Source organism: Streptomyces sp. NPDC043176 (assembly GCF_056436715.1).
Genome location: NZ_JBWKCA010000004.1, coordinates 245,288 through 264,951 on the forward strand (window position 1 = coordinate 245,288; position 19,664 = coordinate 264,951).

Annotated in this window: 19 protein-coding genes; 10 read left to right on the top strand and 9 right to left on the bottom strand. The window is 75.0% G+C overall.

The features are described from left to right. Both AC067A_RS08350 and AC067A_RS08355 read right to left on the bottom strand, forming a co-directional pair. Positions 1 to 858, bottom strand: a complete 858-nt coding sequence (locus AC067A_RS08350) for a YhjD/YihY/BrkB family envelope integrity protein (protein WP_478616237.1) — start codon at positions 856 to 858, stop codon at positions 1 to 3. 148 nt (positions 859 to 1,006) lie between these two features. Continuing rightward, positions 1,007 to 1,483 carry a winged helix-turn-helix transcriptional regulator gene (locus AC067A_RS08355; protein ID WP_478616240.1) on the bottom strand — a complete coding sequence of 159 codons (477 nt, stop codon included), beginning with the start codon at positions 1,481 to 1,483 and terminating at the stop codon, positions 1,007 to 1,009. Positions 1,484 to 1,581: 98 nt separating this feature from the next. Between AC067A_RS08355 and AC067A_RS08360 the strand changes: the two genes are divergently transcribed. Next, positions 1,582 to 2,073 (top strand): PaaI family thioesterase, encoded by a 492-nt coding sequence (locus tag AC067A_RS08360; RefSeq protein ID WP_478616243.1) that lies wholly within the window; start codon positions 1,582 to 1,584, stop codon positions 2,071 to 2,073. A 220-nt stretch (positions 2,074 to 2,293) separates the two neighbouring features. On the opposite strand, the gene AC067A_RS08365 is transcribed toward AC067A_RS08360, so the two are convergent. Both AC067A_RS08365 and AC067A_RS08370 read right to left on the bottom strand, forming a co-directional pair. After that, positions 2,294 to 2,626 carry a luciferase domain-containing protein gene (locus tag AC067A_RS08365; protein WP_478616246.1) on the bottom strand — a complete coding sequence of 111 codons (333 nt, stop codon included), beginning with the start codon at positions 2,624 to 2,626 and terminating at the stop codon, positions 2,294 to 2,296. A 169-nt stretch (positions 2,627 to 2,795) separates the two neighbouring features. Next, a complete protein-coding gene (locus AC067A_RS08370) occupies positions 2,796 to 4,073 on the bottom strand; it encodes a PP2C family protein-serine/threonine phosphatase (RefSeq protein ID WP_478616248.1) in 1,278 nt (425 codons plus the stop codon). Between the two features lie 182 nt (positions 4,074 to 4,255). Between AC067A_RS08370 and AC067A_RS08375 the strand changes: the two genes are divergently transcribed. From AC067A_RS08375 to AC067A_RS08385, 3 genes are all read left to right on the top strand, one after another. Further along, the gene (locus AC067A_RS08375) at positions 4,256 to 5,137 is read left to right on the top strand and encodes an AAA family ATPase (protein ID WP_478616250.1); all 882 of its coding nucleotides are present in this window, start codon (positions 4,256 to 4,258) and stop codon (positions 5,135 to 5,137) included. Further along, the gene (locus tag AC067A_RS08380) at positions 5,134 to 6,525 is read left to right on the top strand and encodes a VWA domain-containing protein (protein WP_478616253.1); all 1,392 of its coding nucleotides are present in this window, start codon (positions 5,134 to 5,136) and stop codon (positions 6,523 to 6,525) included. Before AC067A_RS08375 ends, AC067A_RS08380 begins: the two co-directional genes overlap by 4 nt. Positions 6,526 to 6,608: 83 nt before the next feature. After that, positions 6,609 to 7,193 carry a nucleosidase gene (locus AC067A_RS08385; protein WP_478616255.1) on the top strand — a complete coding sequence of 195 codons (585 nt, stop codon included), beginning with the start codon at positions 6,609 to 6,611 and terminating at the stop codon, positions 7,191 to 7,193. A 190-nt stretch (positions 7,194 to 7,383) separates the two neighbouring features. Here the strand turns inward: AC067A_RS08385 and AC067A_RS08390 are convergent, their stop codons facing one another. After that, the gene (locus tag AC067A_RS08390; RefSeq protein WP_478616258.1) at positions 7,384 to 8,559 is read right to left on the bottom strand and encodes an alpha/beta hydrolase family protein; all 1,176 of its coding nucleotides are present in this window, start codon (positions 8,557 to 8,559) and stop codon (positions 7,384 to 7,386) included. A 354-nt stretch (positions 8,560 to 8,913) separates the two neighbouring features. Between AC067A_RS08390 and AC067A_RS08395 the strand changes: the two genes are divergently transcribed. The 3 genes from AC067A_RS08395 to AC067A_RS08405 all read left to right on the top strand — a co-directional run bounded on the left by AC067A_RS08395 (position 8,914) and on the right by AC067A_RS08405 (position 11,636). Further along, on the top strand, positions 8,914 to 9,036 hold the full coding sequence (locus AC067A_RS08395; protein ID WP_478616261.1) for a putative leader peptide: 123 nt from the start codon (positions 8,914 to 8,916) through the stop codon (positions 9,034 to 9,036). 114 nt (positions 9,037 to 9,150) lie between these two features. Further along, positions 9,151 to 10,272 (top strand): LLM class flavin-dependent oxidoreductase, encoded by a 1,122-nt coding sequence (locus AC067A_RS08400; protein WP_478616264.1) that lies wholly within the window; start codon positions 9,151 to 9,153, stop codon positions 10,270 to 10,272. Next, entirely contained in the window at positions 10,269 to 11,636 is a 1,368-nt protein-coding gene (locus AC067A_RS08405) for an NtaA/DmoA family FMN-dependent monooxygenase (RefSeq protein ID WP_478616266.1), read from the top strand. Before AC067A_RS08400 ends, AC067A_RS08405 begins: the two co-directional genes overlap by 4 nt. A gap of 62 nt (positions 11,637 to 11,698) precedes the next feature. On the opposite strand, the gene AC067A_RS08410 is transcribed toward AC067A_RS08405, so the two are convergent. From AC067A_RS08410 to AC067A_RS08425, 4 genes are all read right to left on the bottom strand, one after another. After that, the gene (locus AC067A_RS08410; protein ID WP_478616269.1) at positions 11,699 to 12,802 is read right to left on the bottom strand and encodes a CocE/NonD family hydrolase C-terminal non-catalytic domain-containing protein; all 1,104 of its coding nucleotides are present in this window, start codon (positions 12,800 to 12,802) and stop codon (positions 11,699 to 11,701) included. Positions 12,803 to 12,926: 124 nt separating this feature from the next. Next, positions 12,927 to 14,039 (bottom strand): PP2C family protein-serine/threonine phosphatase, encoded by a 1,113-nt coding sequence (locus AC067A_RS08415; RefSeq protein ID WP_478616272.1) that lies wholly within the window; start codon positions 14,037 to 14,039, stop codon positions 12,927 to 12,929. A gap of 1 nt (position 14,040) precedes the next feature. Continuing rightward, the gene (locus tag AC067A_RS08420; protein WP_478616275.1) at positions 14,041 to 15,522 is read right to left on the bottom strand and encodes an MFS transporter; all 1,482 of its coding nucleotides are present in this window, start codon (positions 15,520 to 15,522) and stop codon (positions 14,041 to 14,043) included. After that, complete coding sequence (locus AC067A_RS08425) at positions 15,519 to 16,136, bottom strand: TetR/AcrR family transcriptional regulator (RefSeq protein ID WP_478616277.1); 618 nt, start codon at positions 16,134 to 16,136, stop codon at positions 15,519 to 15,521. Before AC067A_RS08425 ends, AC067A_RS08420 begins: the two co-directional genes overlap by 4 nt. 334 nt (positions 16,137 to 16,470) lie before the next feature. Here AC067A_RS08425 and AC067A_RS08430 point away from each other — a divergent pair, with 334 nt between their 5' ends. The 3 genes from AC067A_RS08430 to AC067A_RS08440 all read left to right on the top strand — a co-directional run bounded on the left by AC067A_RS08430 (position 16,471) and on the right by AC067A_RS08440 (position 19,520). Continuing rightward, complete coding sequence (locus AC067A_RS08430) at positions 16,471 to 17,055, top strand: TMEM165/GDT1 family protein (protein WP_478616280.1); 585 nt, start codon at positions 16,471 to 16,473, stop codon at positions 17,053 to 17,055. A gap of 208 nt (positions 17,056 to 17,263) precedes the next feature. After that, complete coding sequence (locus tag AC067A_RS08435; protein ID WP_478616282.1) at positions 17,264 to 17,881, top strand: TetR family transcriptional regulator; 618 nt, start codon at positions 17,264 to 17,266, stop codon at positions 17,879 to 17,881. Then, a complete protein-coding gene (locus AC067A_RS08440; protein WP_478616284.1) occupies positions 17,865 to 19,520 on the top strand; it encodes an acyl-CoA dehydrogenase family protein in 1,656 nt (551 codons plus the stop codon). Before AC067A_RS08435 ends, AC067A_RS08440 begins: the two co-directional genes overlap by 17 nt. Positions 19,521 to 19,664 lie beyond the last annotated feature (144 nt).

The following is a 19,664-nucleotide window of genomic DNA, read 5'->3' on the forward strand; positions in this document are numbered from 1 at the left end:
TCACAGGGAGATCCGCAGTCGGCGACGCAGCAGCGATTCGTGGATGAGGCGCCCGGCGAGGGCGCCTCCGTACACGACGAAGCCGACGCCGACGAGCCAGGACTGGAGCACGAGGACGGTGCCGAACTGCCCGTACGTCACCGCGTTCGAGGCGATCAGCGGGGAGAAGACGAGCTGCGAGAAGACCCGCAGCCCGAGGAGGCCGAGGGCGATGAGGGCGGCCCCGGGCGCCAGGGCGCGCCAGCGGATCCGGCCGCAGAGCAGGAACCGCTGGGACCACCAGAAGAAGAGGAAGGTGCCGACGAGGTCGCCGAGGGCGACGACGGTGGTGACGCCGGCCGGGGCGTTCTCGGGGGCGGGGAACGCGACGAAGAGCAGCAGGGACGCGACGAGGACGGCGAGCCAGACGACGTGCCGCCACATGGTGTGCCAGCGGGCGGTGGGGAGGTCCCAGACCCGCTCGTAGCCGGTCTGTACGGCGGATCCGAAGGTGACGCCGAAGGCGGCGAGGGCGGCGAGGCCGAAGGCCGTGGTGCGTTGCAGGGCCTGACCCGGCTGGCCGAAGAGCCGCTCGACCTCCTCCTGGGAGACCTCGGAGACGCCGAGGCCCTGGACGAGCCAGCGGGCGAAGCCCTGGCCGCTCGCGAGGTCCGCCGCGGCGATCACGATCAGCAGGGGGACGAGCGTGAGCAGGCTGAGTGCCGCGAAGCCCATGGCACGGTGCATGAGCTCCATCGCGCGGCCGCGGTTCCACGCCAGCCCGACGGGCGAGGCGACGACGCGCGCGTGGAGCCGCTGGAACCAGTGGCCGTTCTCGGCGGGGGCACCGCCGGGCGGCGGACCGGGGGGGGAGGACATGCCACGTCAGGTACCCGGCCGGGCGGCACCCCATCGCGGGGGTGCCGCCGAACGGGTGGCGGAGGGGAGCCGCTGCGCGGCGTGCTCGCCCGGCGGCGGGCGGCGGGCGGGCGCCCCGGACGGCGTCGTGGCCGGCGCTCGGGAGGCGTCAGACGGCTCGGCGGGGGCGGGCCGCGGGGCCCGGGCGGACGGTGACGTCGCGGGGCGTGAGGACGGCCTGCTCGTCGCCGTCGCACTGGACGACGACACGGACGGGGGAGCCGCAGGCGCCGTGCCTGATGTCGAGGACGGGCCCGTCGGGCTCGCCCGCGTGCGTGTCGCCCCACTGCTTGAGGGCGAGGAGTACGGGCCAGAGGTCGACGCCCTTGCGGGTGAGCCGGTACTCGTGGCGGGTGCGGGCGCCGGGTTCGCGGTAGGGCTCGCTGCGCAGGAGGCCCGCGGCCACGAGCTTGCGAAGGCGGTCGGCGAGGACGGCCTCGGAGAGGCCGAGGTGGTGGCGGAACTCGTCGTAGCGCCGGACTCCGTTGAACGCCTCGCGCAGGATGAGCAGGCTCCACTTCTCGCCTACGACGTCCAGGGTGCGGCGGACCGGGCAGTTCTCCGTATCCGTCTCCAGCCAGTTCATCCGCCCACTGTAGCCACCTGGCTCTGTCGTTGACAGTCAGCGGACGGGGGAGCTAGCTTCGCCGTACAGAGTCAGATGATCGGTGGAGCGGAGTGGTGATGGGGCGGTCACGAACGGTCGAGTGGGAGGACGCCGGGGCCACCGCGCGCGCCGCGATGTCGATGGCGGGCATCGACTTCCTGCGGGAGATGATCGCGGGCCGGCTCCCCGGGCCGCCGATCGCCGCGCTTCTCGGCTTCACCCTGGAGGAGGTCGGGCCCGGCCGCGCGGTGTTCGCGCTCGAACCCGGCGAGGAGCACTACAACCCGATCGGCAGCGTGCACGGCGGGGTGTACGCGACGCTGCTCGACTCGGCCGCGGGCTGCGCGGTCCACACCACGCTCCCGCGGGGCACGGCGTACACCTCGCTCGACCTGTCGACCCGCTTTCTCCGCCCCGTCACGATGGACACCGGCAAGATCCGCGCCATCGGCACGGTGATCTCCCAGGGCCGCCGGACCGCGCTCGCGGAGGCGGGGTTGTACGACGCCGAGGACCGGCTCCTCGCCCACGCGACGAGCACGTGCATGCTCTTCCCGGTCCCGTCGTAGGACCGCGAACAGGTCCTCCGGCCTTGCGGGCGCCCGCCCCCGGGCCGCGTGGGCGTACGTAGCCCGGGTCGCGTGGGCGTACATAGCCCGGGTCGCGTGGGCGTACGTAGCCCGGGTCGCGTGGGTTTGCGTACCCCACCGCCGTCGGCGGGCGCCTCCGGTGGCGGGCCTACGAACCCGGGGTTCGCGGGCGCCCTCCGCCGGCGCCTGGGCGACGAGGTCAGCGCGCGCCGAGGACCGGGAGGGTGCGGGTGCAGCCGTCCGGGGCGACGTCGGGAACGCCGTTGGCCTGGAGGGCCGCGCTCACCAGGGTGGCGAGCAGGTCGATGTCGGATCCCATGTCCAGACGGACCGTCACCCACCCCGATCCCGCGCGCAGGCGCACCGCGCTCGACCCCAGGAGGGCCGGGCGGAGTTTGGCGACCATGGCGCGGGTGAGATGGACGTCGGCCTCGTGCTCACCGTGGAAGTGGACGATTTCCTCCGTCGCGGTGCCCAGTCCGAGCTCGGCGCCGCAATGGGCGCGGCCGGGGGTCAGCGAAGACCAGCTCATCAGACGTTCACTGGCATGCCGGGCCGTGTTCATACGAGGAGCGTGCCGGGCGCCGGGGCCGTGCACAAGCGTCCTGCGAGAACAATCCCGCCGAGGGGCGAAACAGGTCCCCGACGAGGGCGGTGTGACCCTGCGTCACCGCGATTCGTGGGGAAGGAGTGACTTTCTGTCACGATGTGGGGCGTGCGCGGACGCGGGCCGCGAGGACCGCCACGTCGTCCTCCGCCCCGTGCGCGCCGAGACGCCGGAGGACCTCGTCCACGACCTCGCGGGGGCCGGACCCGGCCGGCAGCCGGAGGGCGGCGAGACGGGCGAGGGAGACGTCGATGTCCTCGTCACGCCGCTCGACGAGACCGTCGGTGAAGACCAGCAGGGTGTCGCCCGGGACGAGGGGCCGCGTGGCGGGTTCGTATCCGCCGACCCCGGTGCCGAGCGGCGGGCCCACCGGGAGGTCGACGAGCTCCGCGGAGCCGTCGGCGGCGAAGACGACGGGCGGCAGGTGCCCCGCGCTCGCGAAGGTCGCGCTGCCGCGGGCCGGGTCCACCCGGACCAGGAGGCACGTGGCCGGGCGGCGGGCGTCGTCCTCGGCGACCACCGAGTCCAGGTGCCGCAGCACCCGGTGCGGCGGCAGGTCCGTCGCGGCGACCTCGCGGAGGGCCGTGCGGTAGGCGTTCATGTCCACGGCCGCGGCGAGGCCGTGGCCCATCACGTCGCCGACGACGAGCAGGCTCCTTCCGAAGTGGAGCCGTACGGTCTCGAACCAGTCACCGCCCACCAGGGTCCGGTGCCCGGCGGGGAGGTAGCCGCCGGCGATCTCCAGGTTGGGGTGCGGCCGGCCCGGTTCCGCGACGAGGGCGCGCTGGAGGTGCAGCGCGGTGTCCTCCGTGGCGGCGAGCCGGCGCGCGTGCCCGAGGTGGCGGGCGGCGAGCCGGGTGGTGTGGCGGAGCAGCGCCACCTCACCGGCGGTGAACGGGGCGCCGCCCGCCCTCGTGACGGTGACCGTCCCGATCGGCTCCTCGTCGTGGACGGCGAGCGGCAGGGCGAGGCCGTCACCCGCGGCCCCGGAGCCGCCGGCGGCGACCGCACCCGCCCCGGCCCGGGAACCCACGGCGGCGTGGGCGGTCCCGGAGCCCGGCCCGGCGCCGTCCGATCCGGTGGTTGTTCCCGTCCCGCCCGGCCCGTCGCCGTCCGGTCCGGCGGCCGTCCCCGTGCCGCCCGCCGCGACGGCCGGCCCCTCGCCGGCGGGCGAGGTGGCCGCGGCGCGGCGGAGCGGACCTCCGGGTCGGGCGAGGAGGTCGACCGTGACGGAGGTGGCGTCCAGGTGGCGGGCGAGGAAGGAGGCGAGTTCGCGGCAGGTGGTCGTCTCGTCGAGGGTCGAGCCGATCTCGCCGATCGCCTGCTCCAGGGCACGCACCCCGGTCAGGAGGGCCTCGTCCTGTTCCGCCACGACACCTCCACCGCCCGCCCGGTCCCCCGGACGGCGAACCCGGTCCCCCCATTGCACCAGCGGGTGGCGCCCCGCGCACGGCACGGAGCCGGCGCCGGACGGTTGTGCGGCGGTGCCCGATCTGATCAAGTACGACTGATGCTACTGGCCAGTACGCCATTCCGCTCCCCGGGGGGACAGCCATGACCACCGCCACGACGACCGGATTCTTCGCCTCTGTCGACGACGTCGCCGAACGGCTCGCCACCACCGGCTATCTGGCGTCGCCGGCCGTCGCCACCACCGTCTTCCTCGCCGACCGGCTCGGCAAGCCCCTGCTCGTCGAGGGCCCCGCCGGGGTCGGCAAGACGGAGCTCGCCAAGGCCGTGACCGCGGTGACGGGCGCCCGTCTGGTGCGGCTGCAGTGCTACGAGGGCGTCGACGAGTCCCGCGCGCTCTACGAGTGGAACCACGCCAAGCAACTGCTGCGGATCACGGCGGGCCGCGGCGAGTCCTGGGACGAGACGCGGACGGACATCTTCGGCGAGGAGTTCCTGCTCCCCCGCCCCCTGCTCACCGCGATCCGCTCCGAGGAGCCGACGGTGCTCCTCATCGACGAGACCGACAAGGCCGACGTCGAGGTGGAGGGACTGCTCCTCGAAGTACTCGGCGACTTCCAGGTGACGGTCCCGGAACTCGGCACGATCACGGCGACGCGGCGGCCGTTCACCGTCCTCACCTCGAACGCGAGCCGCGAGCTGTCCGAGGCGCTGCGACGGCGCTGCCTCTTCCTCCACATCGGCTTCCCCGAGGAGGAGCTGGAGCGCAGGATCGTCGGCCTCAAGGTGCCCGGTCTGGACACCGCGCTCGCCGCGTCCGTCGTGCGGGTCGTCGGCGCGCTGCGGGAGATGGACCTGCGGAAGGCCCCGTCGGTGTCGGAGACCATCGACTGGGCCCGCACGCTGCTCGCGCTGGGCGCCGAACGGCTGGACGAGCGGGTCGTACGGGAGACCCTGGGGGTCCTCCTGAAGCACCAGGAGGACATCGTGAAGGCGGCGGCCAAGCTCGACCTGGACGCGGTGTGAGCACGGCGACCCCCGCCGGGGCGACGGCGGAACGCCTGGCCGGACTCGTCGCCGCGCTGCGCGCGCACGGATTCGGGATCGGCACCGGCGAGACGGTCGACGCGGGACGGGCGCTCGAGGCGGTCGGCTTCACGGACCGGGAGCGGGTCCGCGAGGCGCTGGCGGCGACGCTGCTGCACGGCGCGCCGCAGCGCCCGGTGTTCGACCGGGTCTTCGACCTGTACTTCCCGCTCGGCGGTGGCGCCCCGGGGAAGGCCGAGGCGTACGCGGGGACCCCGGCGGATCTCGTGGCGCTGCGGGACCGGCTCGCCGAGGCCCTGGCCACCGGTGACGGCGCCGCCCTCGACCGGCTCGCGGCCGAGGCGGTGGGCGGTTTCGGGGGCTTCGGCTCCGGTCCGGAGTCGGACGGCTGGTCCTCGTACCAGACCCTCTCCCGACTGCGTCCCGAGACGCTGCTCGCCCGGGTCCGCGACCGGCTGCGGGCGCCTCACGGCGCGGAGGACCCCGAGTTCACCGACCGGCTGGTCGACGACGAGATCCGGCGCCGCATCGAGGCCTTCCGGGAGCGGGTGCGGACCGAGGCGCGGCGGCGCGTCGCCGAGCGGCAGGGCCGCGACCGGGTCGCGCGGCGGGCGGTCGCGGGCACGGCGGACCGCGTGGACTTCCTGCTGGCCGGGCGGGAGCAGCTGGACGAGTTGCGCCGTACGGTGGGGCCGCTCGCGCGGAAGCTGGCCACCCGGCTCGCGGCACGGCGGCGCCGTGCCGCGCGCGGCGAGATCGATCTGCGGCGGACGCTGCGCGGCTCGCTGTCGACCGGCGGCGTTCCGGTGCGGCCCGTGCTGCGGCGCCGCCGTCCCCGGCGTCCCGAGCTGGTCCTGCTGTGCGACGTCTCGGGGTCGGTGGCGGGCTTCGCCCAGTTCACGATGTTGCTGGTGCAGGCCTTGCACGACCAGTTCAGCCGGGTCCGGGTCTTCGCGTTCGTCAACCGGGTGGACGAGGTGACGGACCTGATCGCCCGGGGTTCGACGGACCCCGCGGCGCTCGGGGAGCGGATCCTCGCCGAGGCCCGGCTGACGGGCTGGCACGGGCAGAGCGACTACGGCACGTCGCTCGGCGAGTTCGCCGAGCGGTACGCGGAGGCCGTCGGCCCCCGCACCGTGGTGTTCGTTCTCGGCGACGCCCGAACCAACGGCGCCGACCCCAACCTCGCGGCGCTCCGCCTCGTCGCCGACCGTGCCCGGCGGGTCCACTGGCTCAACCCCGAGCAGCCCTCGCTGTGGGGCACGGGCGACTCGGTGGCCCCCGCCTACGCCGGACTCGTCGAGATGCGCCCCTGCCGCAACGCCCGGCAGCTCGGCGCGCTGATCGGCCGCCTGTTGCCCGTCTGAAGGTGGTACGCGCGTGCGTGGCGCCCGGTCACCGCCCACGCCCGGTTGTACGAAAGCCGGACGGGCGAACTAGCGTGGCGTCCATGGAACTTTTGGGAGAGATCACGGCCGACCGTCCGCTGCTCGTCGTCGCGGTCAAGGAGGAGGCGCAGTTCCTCGACACGGATCTGCCGGTGCTGCTGACCGGCATGGGCAAGGTGAACGCGGCGACCGCCCTCGCGACCGTACTGGGCCGGGGGCCCCGGCCCGACGGCATCGTGAACCTGGGCACGGCCGGGGCGCTGCGGACGGGCTGGACCGGGACGCACGTCGTCGGCACCGTGGTGCAGCACGACCTCGACGGTGAGCTGCTCGCCACCCTGACCGGCGAGACGTACGGCGCGCCCCTGACGCTGCCGGACGGCGGCGACGTGGTGCTCGCCACCGGGGACGCGTTCATCGCGGACGAGGCCGCCCGCGTGCGGCTGGCGGAGCGGGCGGCGCTGGTGGACATGGAGGGGTACGCGCTGGCCACGGCCGCCGCGCTCGCCGGAGTGCCGCTGCGCATCGTGAAGCACGTCAGCGACGAGGCCGGCGACGGCGCCGCCCGCAGCTGGCGCGAGTCGGTGGCCGAGTGCGCGCGGGCGCTGGCGGACTGGGCGGAAGCGAACACTCCCTACCGTTCCTGAGACCGGGCGCGTACCCGCTCCTCCGGTCCGGGACCGTACCGCTCCTGAGACCGCGCGTACCCGCTCATCGGCACCGGGCCCGTTCCCTCTCCCGGGGTACGGGCCGTACGCCCGCCGTCTCCGTGTCCCGTGGGCGTCCCCGGTGCCGCCCTCGCGCACCGGGGACGCCCCGCGCACCCGCGTCCGACGGTCAGCGGTGCTGGAAGTGGACCTCCGGGTTCTCCGGCGACGGGCCGTCGAGGACGGGGCGCGGGAGTCCGCGCAGGTGCCGGTCGAAGAAGGCTGCCACGTAGGTCCGGGTCACGGCGACGGCGCGGTCGGTGGGCAGCGGGGCCTGGGGCAGGCCGAAGTGACGGGAGATCACGGGCCCGTCCGAGAAGGTGAAGTGCTCCGATCCGGCCACCGTGACCCAGCGCTTCCAACCGTCGAGCGCCGGCCACGTCCGGTCCCAGGTGGTGTCGGTCCCGCCGGGCACGTGCGTCTCGTCGTGGGTGCCGAGCATCATGAACGGACGGCCCCGCAGGCCCTCCGCCGGAAGGTCCTCCCAGAACGCGCCGTCCATGTTGACGCCTGCGTCGACGCGCGGGTCGGCGACCATCGCGGTGGCCGCGCTCGCCCCGCCGATGGAGTGGCCGGCCATGCCGACGCGGCTCGCGTCGATCACGTCGGCGTGACGCCAGGCGGGCCTCGGGCCGGTGAGCCGGTCCAGGACGTACCGCATGTCGGCGGCGCGGGTCGTGGTCACGACGCTTCCGTGCACCCCGCCCTCGTCGAGGGCCGTGCAGGCGACGCAGGTGAGGGTCCGGCCGCCGGGGAGGCTGATTCCGAAGGACTCGTAGGCGTGGTCGACGGAGGCGACGACGTAGCCGCGGGAGGCGAGGTCCTCGGCGAGATGGGTGAGCGTCCAGCGCGAGACGCCGAAGCCCGGCGAGAGCAGGACCAGCGGGCGCCGTCCGGGAGCCGGGCGCGCGTCGGACCTGCTGTGGGTGCGCGTCCGGGCGAGCACGTCGCCGTCGACGCCCGGCCCGAGCTGCTCGGCCAGCAGGCGTGCCTCCTCCCTGGTCGCGTACGGAGCCGGCCTGCCGCCGCCGGAGCGCGCGGCCGGGTAGTGGAGCGTGACCATGAGCGCCCGCCCGTCGGCGGTGGGTACCCACGGGTCGGTGCGGGACCGGTCGACCAGCGGCAGGACCGTGCTGCCGACGGCGTACGGACCGGTGGGCGCCGGGAGGACGACGGCCCGGGCCGACGGCGCGGCCGCCGTGGGGGCCGTGGTGTCGGGGGCGGTGGCCGCGGTGGCGGCCCCGGCGGATAAAGCGAGCGAGCAGGCGAGAACGGCGGCCGCGGCCGCCCGGGAGCTTCGGGTCATGCGGGCACGGTAGGCGGGGCGGACGGGCCCGCGCGTCCGCCCACGGGGCCACATCGGATCAGACCGGAGTCTGAGTCGGGATCCGGCCCCGCGGGGTGTCCCTCCGATCGGGCCTGTCCCGCGACGCCCGGCGCGCTCCCCGCCCCGGTCGGACGGACGGACCGGACGGCCCCTCGTCCTTCCGGACGGGCGTTCAACTCGCCCCGCGTCCGCGCCTCCTGACGTCCCGACCTCGGGGCACGCCGACAGGGTGTCCGACGGCCGGGAGGACCTTGACAGTTCGGAAGGCGGCCTGCCTATGGTGAGGAGTCGCCGTCCGTGCCCGGACGGGTCCACCACCGGGGGGAGGCGCACGTGCTCGCAGTGGTCGCCGTGTCGCCGCACACCCCCGCCCGGGCCGCCACCGGCCTGGTCTGCCGTCGTCACGTCGACTTCTGCCGTACCGCCTCGGCCATCTGTCCTTCCCCTCGCGCCTGACCCCGCTCCGCGTGGGTCCGCGCGTCCCGTGACGTCCCGCCGACCGGCCGCGCACAGCCGTGCCCCGCACCGCTGTCGTGCCGTCGCGCGCCCCCGACTTCCGGAAGGACCTCCATGCCCCGCCCCGCCCTGCGCCTGGCCGTCGAGATCGACGGCGAGGGCGCTCATCCGGCCGCGTGGCGCCGTGCCGCGCACGCCCCCGCCGATCTGCTGAACCCTCGGCGGCTCGCCCGGGTCGCGGCCGTCGCCGAGAACGCCGGCTTCACCCTGGTCACCCTGGACGACTCGATCCTGCCGCCGGCTTCCGGCGACGACGACGGTCCCGCGGGCCGGATCGGCTCCGTGGAACGGGCCGCGTTCGTGGCCGCTTCGACGAGCGTCCTCGGCGTGGCTCCGGTCCTCGCGACGACGTACGCGGAGCCGTTCCACGTCTCCTCGCAGCTCGCCTCGCTCGACCACGTCTCGGCCGGCCGTGCCGGGTGGGTGGTGGGGGTCGAGGCGGATTCCCGCGCCGCCCGCGCCTGGGGCCGCCCCGCCGTCGAAGGGACGAGCGCGCTGACCCGTGAGACCCACGACGGGCTGCGGGTCGTGCGGGATCTGTGGGACTCGTGGGAGGACGACGCGGTGATCCGGTCGGTGGCCACCAGCCGCTACCTGGACCGGTCCCGGCTCCACGCCGTCGACTTCGCCGGCGAGACGTACTCCGTGAAGGGCCCGTCGATCGTGCCCCGGCCGCCGCAGGGACGCCCCGTGGTGCTGGCCCGCCGGGGGCTCGTCCCGCCCGGGCTGAGCGATGTGGCCCTGGTCGGCGGTGCCGGCCCGGCCGAGGTGCGCGAGGCGGCGGCGTCCTCCGGCGCGCCGCTCGCCTTCGCCGAGATCGAGGTGGCTCTGGACACTCCGCGCGAGACCGCACGGGAGCGGATCGCCGGCCTGGAGCGCTCCGCCCCGTGGGTCGAACACCCGGACCGGCTGCGCTACTCCGGTCCGGCCGACGGCCTGGTGTCGCTCCTGGCGGAGCTCGCCGGTCACGTCGACGGCGTACGGCTCCATCCGCTCGTCCTCGACGAGGACCTGGCGGTGCTCTCCCGGCTGGTCCTGCCCGAACTGTTCGTCCGGCGGCTCGCGGCCAGGCCGCTGCCGGGCACGACCCTGCGCGCCTCTCTGGGCCTCCCCCGGCCCCTCAGCCGCTTCACGACCGACGGCGCCGCCGCACTCGCCCCGGAGGAGACCCGATGACCCGCGCCGATCGCGACGACGTCCCCCGCCCCGACGCCCGGCTGCACTTCGGGGTCTTCTTCCAGGGGGTCAACCACTGGACGATCTGGTCGGATCCCTCCAGTGGTTCCCAGATCGATCCGGCGTCCTTCCTGCGGGTCGCGCGAACCGCCGAACGCGGGCTCTTCGACGCCTTCTTCCTCGGGGACGGGCTGCGGCTGCGCGAGTCCGGGGGCGGCGGCATCCACGAGCTGGACGTGGCGGGCCGCCCCGACTCGATCACCCAGCTGTCGGCCCTGGCGGCCGCGACCGAGCGGATCGGGCTCGTCTCCACCTCCAACACCACCTACAACGAGCCGGGCGACCTCGCGCGGCGGCTGGCCGGGCTCGATCTGCTCTCCGGCGGCAGGGCCGGCTGGAACGTAGTGACCACCCACAACGCCTGGACCGGGGAGAACTTCCGGCGCGGCGGCTACCTCGACCACGCCGACCGCTACCGGCGCGCGGAGGAGTTCCTGGGCGTCGCGCGCGCCGTGTGGGACGGCTGGGCCGACGGCGCCGTGGCGGAGTCCGCGGACGCCCGCTCGTGGTCGGTGCCGGGCGCGGTGAGACGCGTACGGTCACGGGGAGCACACGTCGACGTCGACCTGGCTCCGACCCTGCCGCGCAGCGCCCAGGGCCACCCGGTGATCTTCCAGGCGGGTGACTCGGGCGAGGGCAGGGACTTCGCGGCGCGCCACGCGGACGTGATCTTCTCGGCGCACGGCACGGACTTCGACGACGCCCTGGCCTTCGCCGAGGACGTCCGCGGCCGGCTGCGGGCGGCGGGGCGGCCCGAGGACGCGCTGCGCATCCTGCCGGGCACGGAGATCGTCATCGGGGCGACCGAGAAGGAGGCGGAGGAGAAGGCCCGGTGGGTGCGCCTCGAACAGGTCACGCCCGCGGTGGCCCTCGGCCTCGCGAGCCGGCTGTGGGGCATCGACCTGTCGGACCGGGACGCCGACGGGCCGCTGCCCGCCGAGGACCCGGCGGTCGCCGGGGACACCGGCAGGTTCGGCACCCGGTGGGTGGAGGACCCGCGGGCCGTGGTGGCCGAATGGCGGGCGAAGGCCGGGGCCAACGGCTGGTCGCTGCGCGAGACCGTCATCGAGCTCGGTCCGCAGCGCGGGCACGTCGGGACCCCGGCCGGACTCGCCGACACGTTCGCCCGGTTCGCCCGGCACGGCGCCCTCGACGGCTTCAACATCTCGCCGTACCTGGTCCCGGACGGACTCGACGACATCGTCGACCTCCTCGTGCCCGAACTCCAGGAGCGGGGCGTGTACCGGACCGCGTACACGGGGACGACGCTGCGGGAGCACCTGGAGCTGCCGCCGGTGGCGTGACAGGCGGGCGGGGCGCGCACCCTGCCCGGTGCGCGCCCCGCCCTTCGTACGGCCCTGCGGGCTCAGCCCAGGGGCAGTTCCAGGAACGACGGCCCGTCCTCGGGCGAGCCCACGGCGGTCTGCGTCCACGTGACGGAGGCGTCTCCGTACAGCGGGTCCTTGCTGTCGACGACCAGCATCAGCCGGTGACCGGCGGGGATGTCGTACGCGGCCGCCTGGAGCTCCCAGGTCACGGTGGTGTCCTGTTCGGGCGTCAGGTCGTACACGTTCAGCGGTTCGTGGGTGACGATCCGCGCGGTCTCGTCCTCGGCCACGTCCAGGAGGTGGGCGACGAGGCACGCCGACGTGGTGGTCGAGCGGACCGTCAGACGCAGGCGCGGGATGCCCCGGACCCGGCGACCGACCGGGCCGTCCCCGTCGGGGGCGGCGAGCGGAGGGGTGGTCCATGCCACGGAGTGCCGACGGTCGATCTTGGGGTTGCCGGCGCACTCCGCCTGACCGGTGGTCATGAGCGGCAGGTCCGTGGCGGTGGCCTCGGTGTCCACGCCCGCGACGAACGAGCGTCGCCAGCCGACGCCCTCGGGAGGCGTCACCCCGCCGCCGGGGACGAGCGCTCCGTCGGCGCCGCCCGCCCCGTCCCCGGTGAGGGCGAACGTCTCGACGCGGGTGGTGACCCCTCCCCAGTCGGCGCGGCTCTCGCGGACCGCGGGCTCGACGACGCGGTTCTCCCCGGTCGGTTCGCCCGTCCCGGGACCCAGGACCGGCTCCGTCACGTAGGTGAACATCACCTCGCTGCAGACCTCGTCCCACTCGGCCACCCCGTTCGCCTCGCCCTTGAGGTGGTGGTCGAGCCAGGCGTACGCCTCCGCGAGCGGCCGGTTGACCTGGCCGGGCCGCGTGCCGACGAGGCCCGCGCCCTCGGGCGCGGCGTGGTCGCCGATCCAGAGGTTGAGGCGCTTGGGGACCTCCAGGCCCTGGAAGGCCGTCAGGACCTGGTTGACCGGGAAGAGGCTCTCGTGCCAGGTGTGGGAGAGGAAGGGTGGAGGGGAGCCCGGCGTGGCCGAGCCCGCGGGGCGTGTAGGCGACGACGTGGTAGCCCTTGCGTGCCAGGACAGTGTACGCCCAGAGGAAGACCGGCCAGCTGAAGGCCATGCGGACGCCCGCAAGCCTCACTCATCGGACACAGAGCGACCAGAGCGCACGAACAGCGCACAGATCACGGAACCGGACGCGAGCGACACAAGCCGCCCAGAACTCGATGTTTGCGGGCACCCGGAGGTGTGGAGACGGTCAGCCGGGCTCCGGCGCGCGGACGACGAGCACGGCGGCCACGTCGTCGTCGAGGCCGTCGGTGCCGTAGGCGGCGAGATCGCGGTGCAGGAGTTCGGGCAGTGCGGTGGCCGGTTCCCGCACCCAGCCGCGCATGCGCGTCTCCAGCGGGTAGAAGGTGCCGGTCCGGTCCCGGGTCTCGCTCACGCCGTCGGTGTAGAGGAGCAGGCGGTCCCCCGGGCCGAACGGGACCTCCTCGATCCGGTGGTGGTGCTCGGCGAGGCCCGCGAGGTTGACGGGGACGGAGGGGTCGGCGAAGGCGACCGGCTCGACCGCGGTCCCGTGCTGGAGCAGTGGGGCGGGGTGGCCGCAGCTGAGGAGCAGGGCGACGTCGCGGTCGTCGGGGAGTTCCACGAGGACGACGGTGGCGAAACGCTCGGCGGCGTCGGAGTCCGGGTCCCAGCCCCCGTAGCGGGCGAGGCCCTCGTCGAGGCGGTCGGCGAGGGTGGCCAGGTCCGGGGCGTCGTTGACGGTGGCGCGGAAGGCTCCGAGCAGGACGGAGGCGGTCTCCACGGCGCTGAGGCCCTTGCCCTGGACGTCGCCGAGCATGACCCGGACGGCGCCCGGAACGCGTACGGCCTCGTAGAAGTCGCCGCCGATCCTGGCCTTGGCCGCGGCCGCCAGGTACAGCAGGTGCAGCTCGAAGCGGCCGAGGCGCTCCGGGAGCGGACGCAGGACGACCCGCTGCACGACCTCCGCCACGGCGGTGACCTCGCGCAGATCCCGTTCGTAGCGCATGCGGACGTGGCTGACCCAGGCCGCGGCGGCGGTGACGGCGGCGAGCACGACCTCGCTGGCGAGCAGTTCGGGGACGACGGCCTCGTCCCGGCTGAGGCTGAGCAGCCCGCGCGCCGCCATGGCGAGCAGTCCGATGCCGACCGTCCCGCGCACGCTCCAGGTGACGGCGGCGAGCGCGGGCGCGGCGACGAGCAGGCGTTCGAAGCGCTCCCTGTCGGGGGTGAAGAGGTCGGCGACGGCGGCCAGGAGCAGGATCAGGAAGGGCAGGGCGCGACCGAGATGGAACTGGGTGCGCGCCGCCGCGCCGAGGGGGCGCCGGTGACCAGCAGCGGGCATCTCATGATCGTACGCAGGTCCGTTCCCCCGGCCCGGGTGACTCCGCCCCCGGGCGTGTCCCGGGCTCCTCCCGGCGCCCGGCGCCCGGCAGGGCGAGCGCGGCGGGAAGGGCGAGGGCCGCGATCGCCGCCAGGGCCGGAAGGGCGATCCCCCGGGCCGGGACGAATCCGCCCTGCGGAACCAGCGCGAGGAGCAGGGTCGCGGTGGCGACGCCGAGCGCCGGTCCGACGTTCATCACGGTCTGCTGGAGGCCGCCCGCGACTCCGGCGTGGGCCTCCGGTGCGTGGTGGACGACGACGGAGGTCGCGGTGACCATCAGCGTGACGAACCCGGCCCCGAGGAGGGCGGAGGCGCATCCGACGGCGCCGGCGCCCGCGGTCTCGTCCAGCCGGGAGAGCAGCATGACCCCCAGCGTGAGCAGCGCCGCGCCCGCGGTCGCGGTGCGCCGGGGTCCGAAGCGGCGCTTGAGCGCGGGGCAGAGGGGGGCGCCGAGCACCATGAGGACGGCGAGGGGCAGCACGCGCAGCGCGCAGTGGAGGGGGTCGAGCCGCTGCACGTCCTGGAGGAAGTACGTCGCCACGAAGAGGGATCCGAAGAGGGCCGCCGAGGCGGCGAGGAGCACGCCGAGACCGGCGACGACGGGCCCGCTCCCGAGGAGTTCGGGCGCGAGGAGCGGCCGCGCGGTCCGCCGTTCGTGCCGCGCGAAGGCGACGCCCGCCGCGCCGCTCGCCAGGCAGGCGAGCGCGGCGGTCCCGGCTCCGCCGGGGCGGGCCGCCTCCACGAGCCCGTGGACGAGCAGCCCCAGGGCCGCGGCGAGCAGCAGCGCGCCCACCGGGTCGAGCGCGGAGAGGCCGTCCGCGGTGCGGCCGGTGCGCGGCCGCTCAGGATGCGGGAGCCGCGGTGTGCCGGGGGTCGGGGGCGGCACGGGGTGCGGTTCGCGGGTCGTCAGGGCGATGAGGCCGATCGCGAGGGTAGGGGGGACGCCGAGCAGGAAGACGGAGCGCCAGCCGTACGCGGAGACGAGTGCGCCGCCGACGAGCGGCCCGGCCGCGGCGGCGAGCCCGATGGCGGCGGTGCGCACGGCGATGGGGGTCGCGAGCCGCTCGGGCGGGAAGGCGGTGCGCAGCATGCCGAGGGTGGCGGGCTGGAGGAACGCGCCGCACACGCCCTGGAGGACGCGCAGCAGGATCACCGCGCCGATCCCGGGTGCCAGGGCGATGCCGGCCGACGCGGCGGCGAAGCCGAGGGCGCCGAGGGCGAAGACCCGGCGGTGGCCGTACCGGTCGCCGAGGCGGCCCGCGAAGACCAGCAGGCTCGCGACGGCCACGAGGTAGCCGGTGCTGGTCCACTGGACCTGGCCGACGTCGGCGTGCAGGTCGCGCTGGAGGGCGGGTTGGGCGACCGTGAGGACGGTCCCGTCGAGGGCGACGACGACGGCGCCGACGATGCTGCAGGTGAGGACCGGGGTCCGCGGCCGGGTCACGGCGTCGGCTCCGAGGGCCCGAGGTGGGCGTCGAGGGCGGCCTCGACGAAGGGCGCCGGGTCGTCGCCGCCGGTGGCGAGCCGGAGGCTGCCCCAGTGCCAGAGCTGGGCGATGCCGTGCAGGTTGGCCCAGAGCGCGCCGGCGACGACGGCGGCGTCGACGCCGGGCCGGACGCGGGCGACGAGCCCGGTGAGGTGGGCGAAGAGCGGCAGGCTCGTCTCGCGCAGCCCCAGCCGGCCGCTCTCCAGGAGGTCGTGCCGGAACATCAGTTCGTACATCCCGCGCCGGGTCGCGGCGTAGTCGAGGTACACGCGGGCGAGGGCCCCGATCCGTGCGCGCGGCTCGGCGGTCTCCCGGTCCTCGGCGGTGACGCGGGCCGCGAGTTCGGCGAAGCCCTGGCGGGCGATGGCCGACAGGAGGTCGAGGTGGGTCGGGAAGTGGCGGCGGGGCGCCCCGTGGGAGACGCCGGCGCGTCGGGCGATCTCGCGCAGCGACAGGGCCTGGGCCCCTTCGGTGTTCACCAGCTCGACGCCCACGCGGACGAGCCGCCCGCGCAGCCCGTCCTCGGTGTCGGCCGTCTCCGGCTCTCGGTTCGTACCTGTTTCGTCGTCCATGGACACTGTCTACCAAGATCGAGTAGACAGTGTCTACTCCCTTCTGTACCGCCTGGACGTCCGGGAAGGGGGGCGGGCCCTCGCGGCCCGGTCCGTTACACTGGGTGGCAGCGAAGGGGAGTAGCCCCGCGAACCGGTCGTCGACACACTGGAGCCCCCGGGCTCCCGGTGACCGGGTCCGCGTGCGACACGCGGACGGGCGAGACCTTCGGCCAGGCAACAGCCGCGTCCGCGTACCCGTGGGCGCGGTCCGTCATGCCGGGCCGAGTGGTCCTCCCGTCGCCCGAGGCGCCGTGCGAAGTCCATGGGCCCGGACCGAGCAGAGAGCCCCGGTATGCACCTCGACCCCTTGGCGATCCTCACCGCCTTCGGGCTGATCTTCCTCGCCGAGCTTCCCGACAAGACGATGTTCGCGTCGCTCGCCATGGGCACGCGCATGCGTCCGCTGTACGTGTGGATCGGCACCTCCACCGCCTTCCTGGCGCACGTCGCCATCGCCGTGGGCGCCGGCAGCCTGCTGGGGCTGCTCCCCGGCTGGTCCGTGAAGCTCGTCTCGGCCCTGATGTTCGGCTTCGGCGCCTTCATGCTGCTGCGCGGCGGGGCCGACGACGAGGACGCCGACGCGGGCGGCCGGACGGTCACCGGCTTCTGGCCCGTCTTCTCCACCGCCTTCATGGCCGTCTTCATCAGCGAGTGGGGCGACCTGACCCAGATCACCACCGCCAACCTCGCCGCCACGAACGGCACCTGGTCGACGGCCGTCGGCTCCCTCGCCGCCCTCGTGAGCGTCTCCGCCCTCGCCCTCGTGGCCGGCCGCTTCATCGCCAAGCGCGTACCGCTCAAGACCGTCCAGCGCATCGGCGGCGTCTGCATGGCCGCACTTGCCGTCTGGTCCCTCACCGAGGTCTTCACCGGCTGACACCGCCCTCCCCTACCGTCCGCGCCGCATGCCCCCACCCGTGGGGGTGTGCGGCGTTCGACGTCCGGTGAGCGCCGGCGCGGCTCACGACGGTCGAGGTCTTACAAGCGCCGCAACAGCCCATGACGTCCGGTGTCCGGTGTCCGACGTCCGGCGGACACCGACGCGATCTCTTGATGAAGGAGTGAATCACTGCTTCACTCCTTCCATGCCCTACCGACGCACCCCCGCCGTCCAAGCCCGGCTCGACGCCCAGCGCGCCTCCGTCGTCGAGGCCGCGCTCGGGCTGCTGGCCGAGCAGGGGTACGCGGGATGCACGATGGCGGCGGTCGCGGCGCGGGCGGGGATCGCGACGGGAAGCGTCTACCGGCACTTCCCGAGCAAGGCCGACCTCGCCGTCGAGCTGTTCCGCACCGTGGTGCGCCGGGAGGTCGCGGCCGTCTCCGAGGCGGCCGGGAACCCCGGGCACCGAGCGGCGGCCGAGCGGGTGGTCGCCGTCATCGAGACCTTCGCGCAGCGGGCCCTGAAGTCGCCGCGCCTCGCGTACGCGCTGCTGGCCGAGCCCGTCGATCCGGCGGTCGACGCAGAACGGCTCGTCTTCCGGCGCGCCTTCCGCGACGTGTTCGCCGCCCGCGTCGCGGAAGGCGTGCGCACGGGCGAGCTGCCGCCGCAGGACCCGGCCCTGACCGCGTCCGCCCTGGTGGGGGCGGGCGCCGAGGCACTCGTCGGACCGCTGGCGGAGGGGGCCGTCGGGCCCGACACCGTACCCGCACTCGTCACTTTCACCCTGCGAGCTCTGGGAGTTCCCGATGCCGACCACGCATGAGGTCACCAACCAGGTACCGCCGCTGACCGGTTACGACGTGTCCGCCGACCCCGCGCTCCTGGAGGCGCTGCGCCGGGAGGGCGCCGGATGGGCCGAGGCCGAGGTCCGCGACCTCGGACGCCGGGCCGGCGGCGAGGAGGCCCAGGAGTGGGGGCGGCTGGCCGAGCGCCACTCCCCCGTCCTGCACACCCACGACCGGTACGGGCACCGGATCGACGAGGTCGAGTTCCACCCCCACTGGCACGACCTGATGGACGTCGCCGTCCGCAGCGGCCTGCACGGCGCGCCCTGGCGCGACGACCGGCCCGGGGCGCACGTGGCGCGCGCGGCGAAGGTGTTCGTGTGGGGACAGGCCGACGCGGGCCACCTGTGTCCCGTCTCCATGACGTACGCGGCGGTGCCCGCGCTGCGCGCCCAGCCCGAACTCGCCGAGGTGTACGAGCCGCTGCTGACCTCCTCCGCGTACGACTTCGGGCTGCGGGTGCCGACGCAGAAGCGCGGGATCATCGCCGGGATGTCGATGACCGAGAAGCAGGGCGGATCGGACGTCCGGGCCAACACCACGCGGGCGGTTCCGACGGGCGAGCCCGGCCTGTACGCGCTGACCGGGCACAAGTGGTTCACCTCGGCGCCGATGTCGGACGTCTTCCTCACCCTCGCCCAGGCGCCCGGCGGCCTGTCCTGCTTCCTGGTGCCGCGGGTCCTGCCGGACGGCAGCCGCAACGCGATCCGGCTCCAGCGGCTCAAGGACAAGCTGGGCAACCGGTCGAACGCCTCCTCCGAGATCGAGTACGAGGGCGCCCTCGGCCGGCTGGTCGGCGAGGAGGGGCGCGGGGTGGCCACCATCATCCGGATGGTCAACATGACGCGGCTCGACTGCGCGATCAGCTCCGCCTCGGGCATGCGCCTCGGGCTCGTCCAGGCCGTGCACCACGCCACGCACCGCGAGGCGTTCGGGGCGCGCCTGGTCGACCAGCCGCTGATGCGCAACGTCCTGGCCGACCTGGCGGTCGAGGCCGAGGCGGCGACGGTCGCGGCCCTGCGGCTCGCCGGGGCCGTCGACCGGGCGGCACGCGGCGACGCGGAGGAGGAGGAGCTGCGCCGGCTCGGCCTCGCGGTCACCAAGTACTGGGTCTGCAAGCGGGCACCCGCGCACGCGGCCGAGGCCCTGGAATGCCTGGGCGGCAACGGGTACGTCGAGGACTCGGGGCTGCCGAGGCTCTATCGCGAGTCCCCGCTGCCCTCGATCTGGGAGGGCTCGGGCAACGTCGCCGCCCTGGACGTCCTGCGGGCCATGGCCCGTCAGCCGCAGGCCGTCGAGGCCTACTTCGCGGAGGTCGACCGCGGCGCGGGCGCCGACCGGCGCCTGGACACGGCCGTCGCCGGCCTCCGCAAGGAGCTCGCAGGCCTGGGCGACGAGGCCTCGGCGGCGTACGGGGCCCGGCGGCTCGTCGAACGGCTCGCCCTCGTCCTCCAGGGCTCCCTGCTGGTGCGCCACGGCCACCCGGCGGTCGCCGACGCCTTCTGCGCCTCGCGGCTCGACGGTGACCGCGGCCTTGCCTTCGGCACCCTGCCGCCGGGCGTCGACACGGCCGCGATCATCGCGCGGAGCGCCCCGGACGCGGTGCACGCGGCCTGATTCCCGCCGGAGCCACCGGACGGGCGGCGTCGTGCCGCCCGTCCGGTGGCACGGCGGTGCGTGACCTGTGGCACGGCGGTGCGTCTGACCTGTGGCACGGTGATGCGTCACCCGTGGCATGGCGGGGCCTGACCCATGGCACGG

Excerpts from the sequence above, each read along its gene's own strand:
- AC067A_RS08430 (WP_478616280.1), top strand. The coding sequence starts at position 16,471 with ATGCACCTCGACCCCTTGGCGATCCTCACCGCCTTCGGGCTGATCTTC.
- AC067A_RS08355 (WP_478616240.1), bottom strand. The coding sequence starts at position 1,483 with ATGAACTGGCTGGAGACGGATACGGAGAACTGCCCGGTCCGCCGCACC.
- AC067A_RS08360 (WP_478616243.1), top strand. The coding sequence starts at position 1,582 with ATGGGGCGGTCACGAACGGTCGAGTGGGAGGACGCCGGGGCCACCGCG.
- AC067A_RS08400 (WP_478616264.1), top strand. The coding sequence starts at position 9,151 with ATGCCCCGCCCCGCCCTGCGCCTGGCCGTCGAGATCGACGGCGAGGGC.
- AC067A_RS08440 (WP_478616284.1), top strand. The coding sequence starts at position 17,865 with ATGCCGACCACGCATGAGGTCACCAACCAGGTACCGCCGCTGACCGGT.
- AC067A_RS08350 (WP_478616237.1), bottom strand. The coding sequence starts at position 858 with ATGTCCTCCCCCCCCGGTCCGCCGCCCGGCGGTGCCCCCGCCGAGAAC.
- AC067A_RS08415 (WP_478616272.1), bottom strand. The coding sequence starts at position 14,039 with ATGCCCGCTGCTGGTCACCGGCGCCCCCTCGGCGCGGCGGCGCGCACC.
- AC067A_RS08435 (WP_478616282.1), top strand. The coding sequence starts at position 17,264 with ATGCCCTACCGACGCACCCCCGCCGTCCAAGCCCGGCTCGACGCCCAG.
- AC067A_RS08385 (WP_478616255.1), top strand. The coding sequence starts at position 6,609 with ATGGAACTTTTGGGAGAGATCACGGCCGACCGTCCGCTGCTCGTCGTC.
- AC067A_RS08390 (WP_478616258.1), bottom strand. The coding sequence starts at position 8,559 with ATGACCCGAAGCTCCCGGGCGGCCGCGGCCGCCGTTCTCGCCTGCTCG.
- AC067A_RS08375 (WP_478616250.1), top strand. The coding sequence starts at position 4,256 with ATGACCACCGCCACGACGACCGGATTCTTCGCCTCTGTCGACGACGTC.
- AC067A_RS08365 (WP_478616246.1), bottom strand. The coding sequence starts at position 2,626 with ATGAGCTGGTCTTCGCTGACCCCCGGCCGCGCCCATTGCGGCGCCGAG.
- AC067A_RS08405 (WP_478616266.1), top strand. The coding sequence starts at position 10,269 with ATGACCCGCGCCGATCGCGACGACGTCCCCCGCCCCGACGCCCGGCTG.
- AC067A_RS08425 (WP_478616277.1), bottom strand. The coding sequence starts at position 16,136 with ATGGACGACGAAACAGGTACGAACCGAGAGCCGGAGACGGCCGACACC.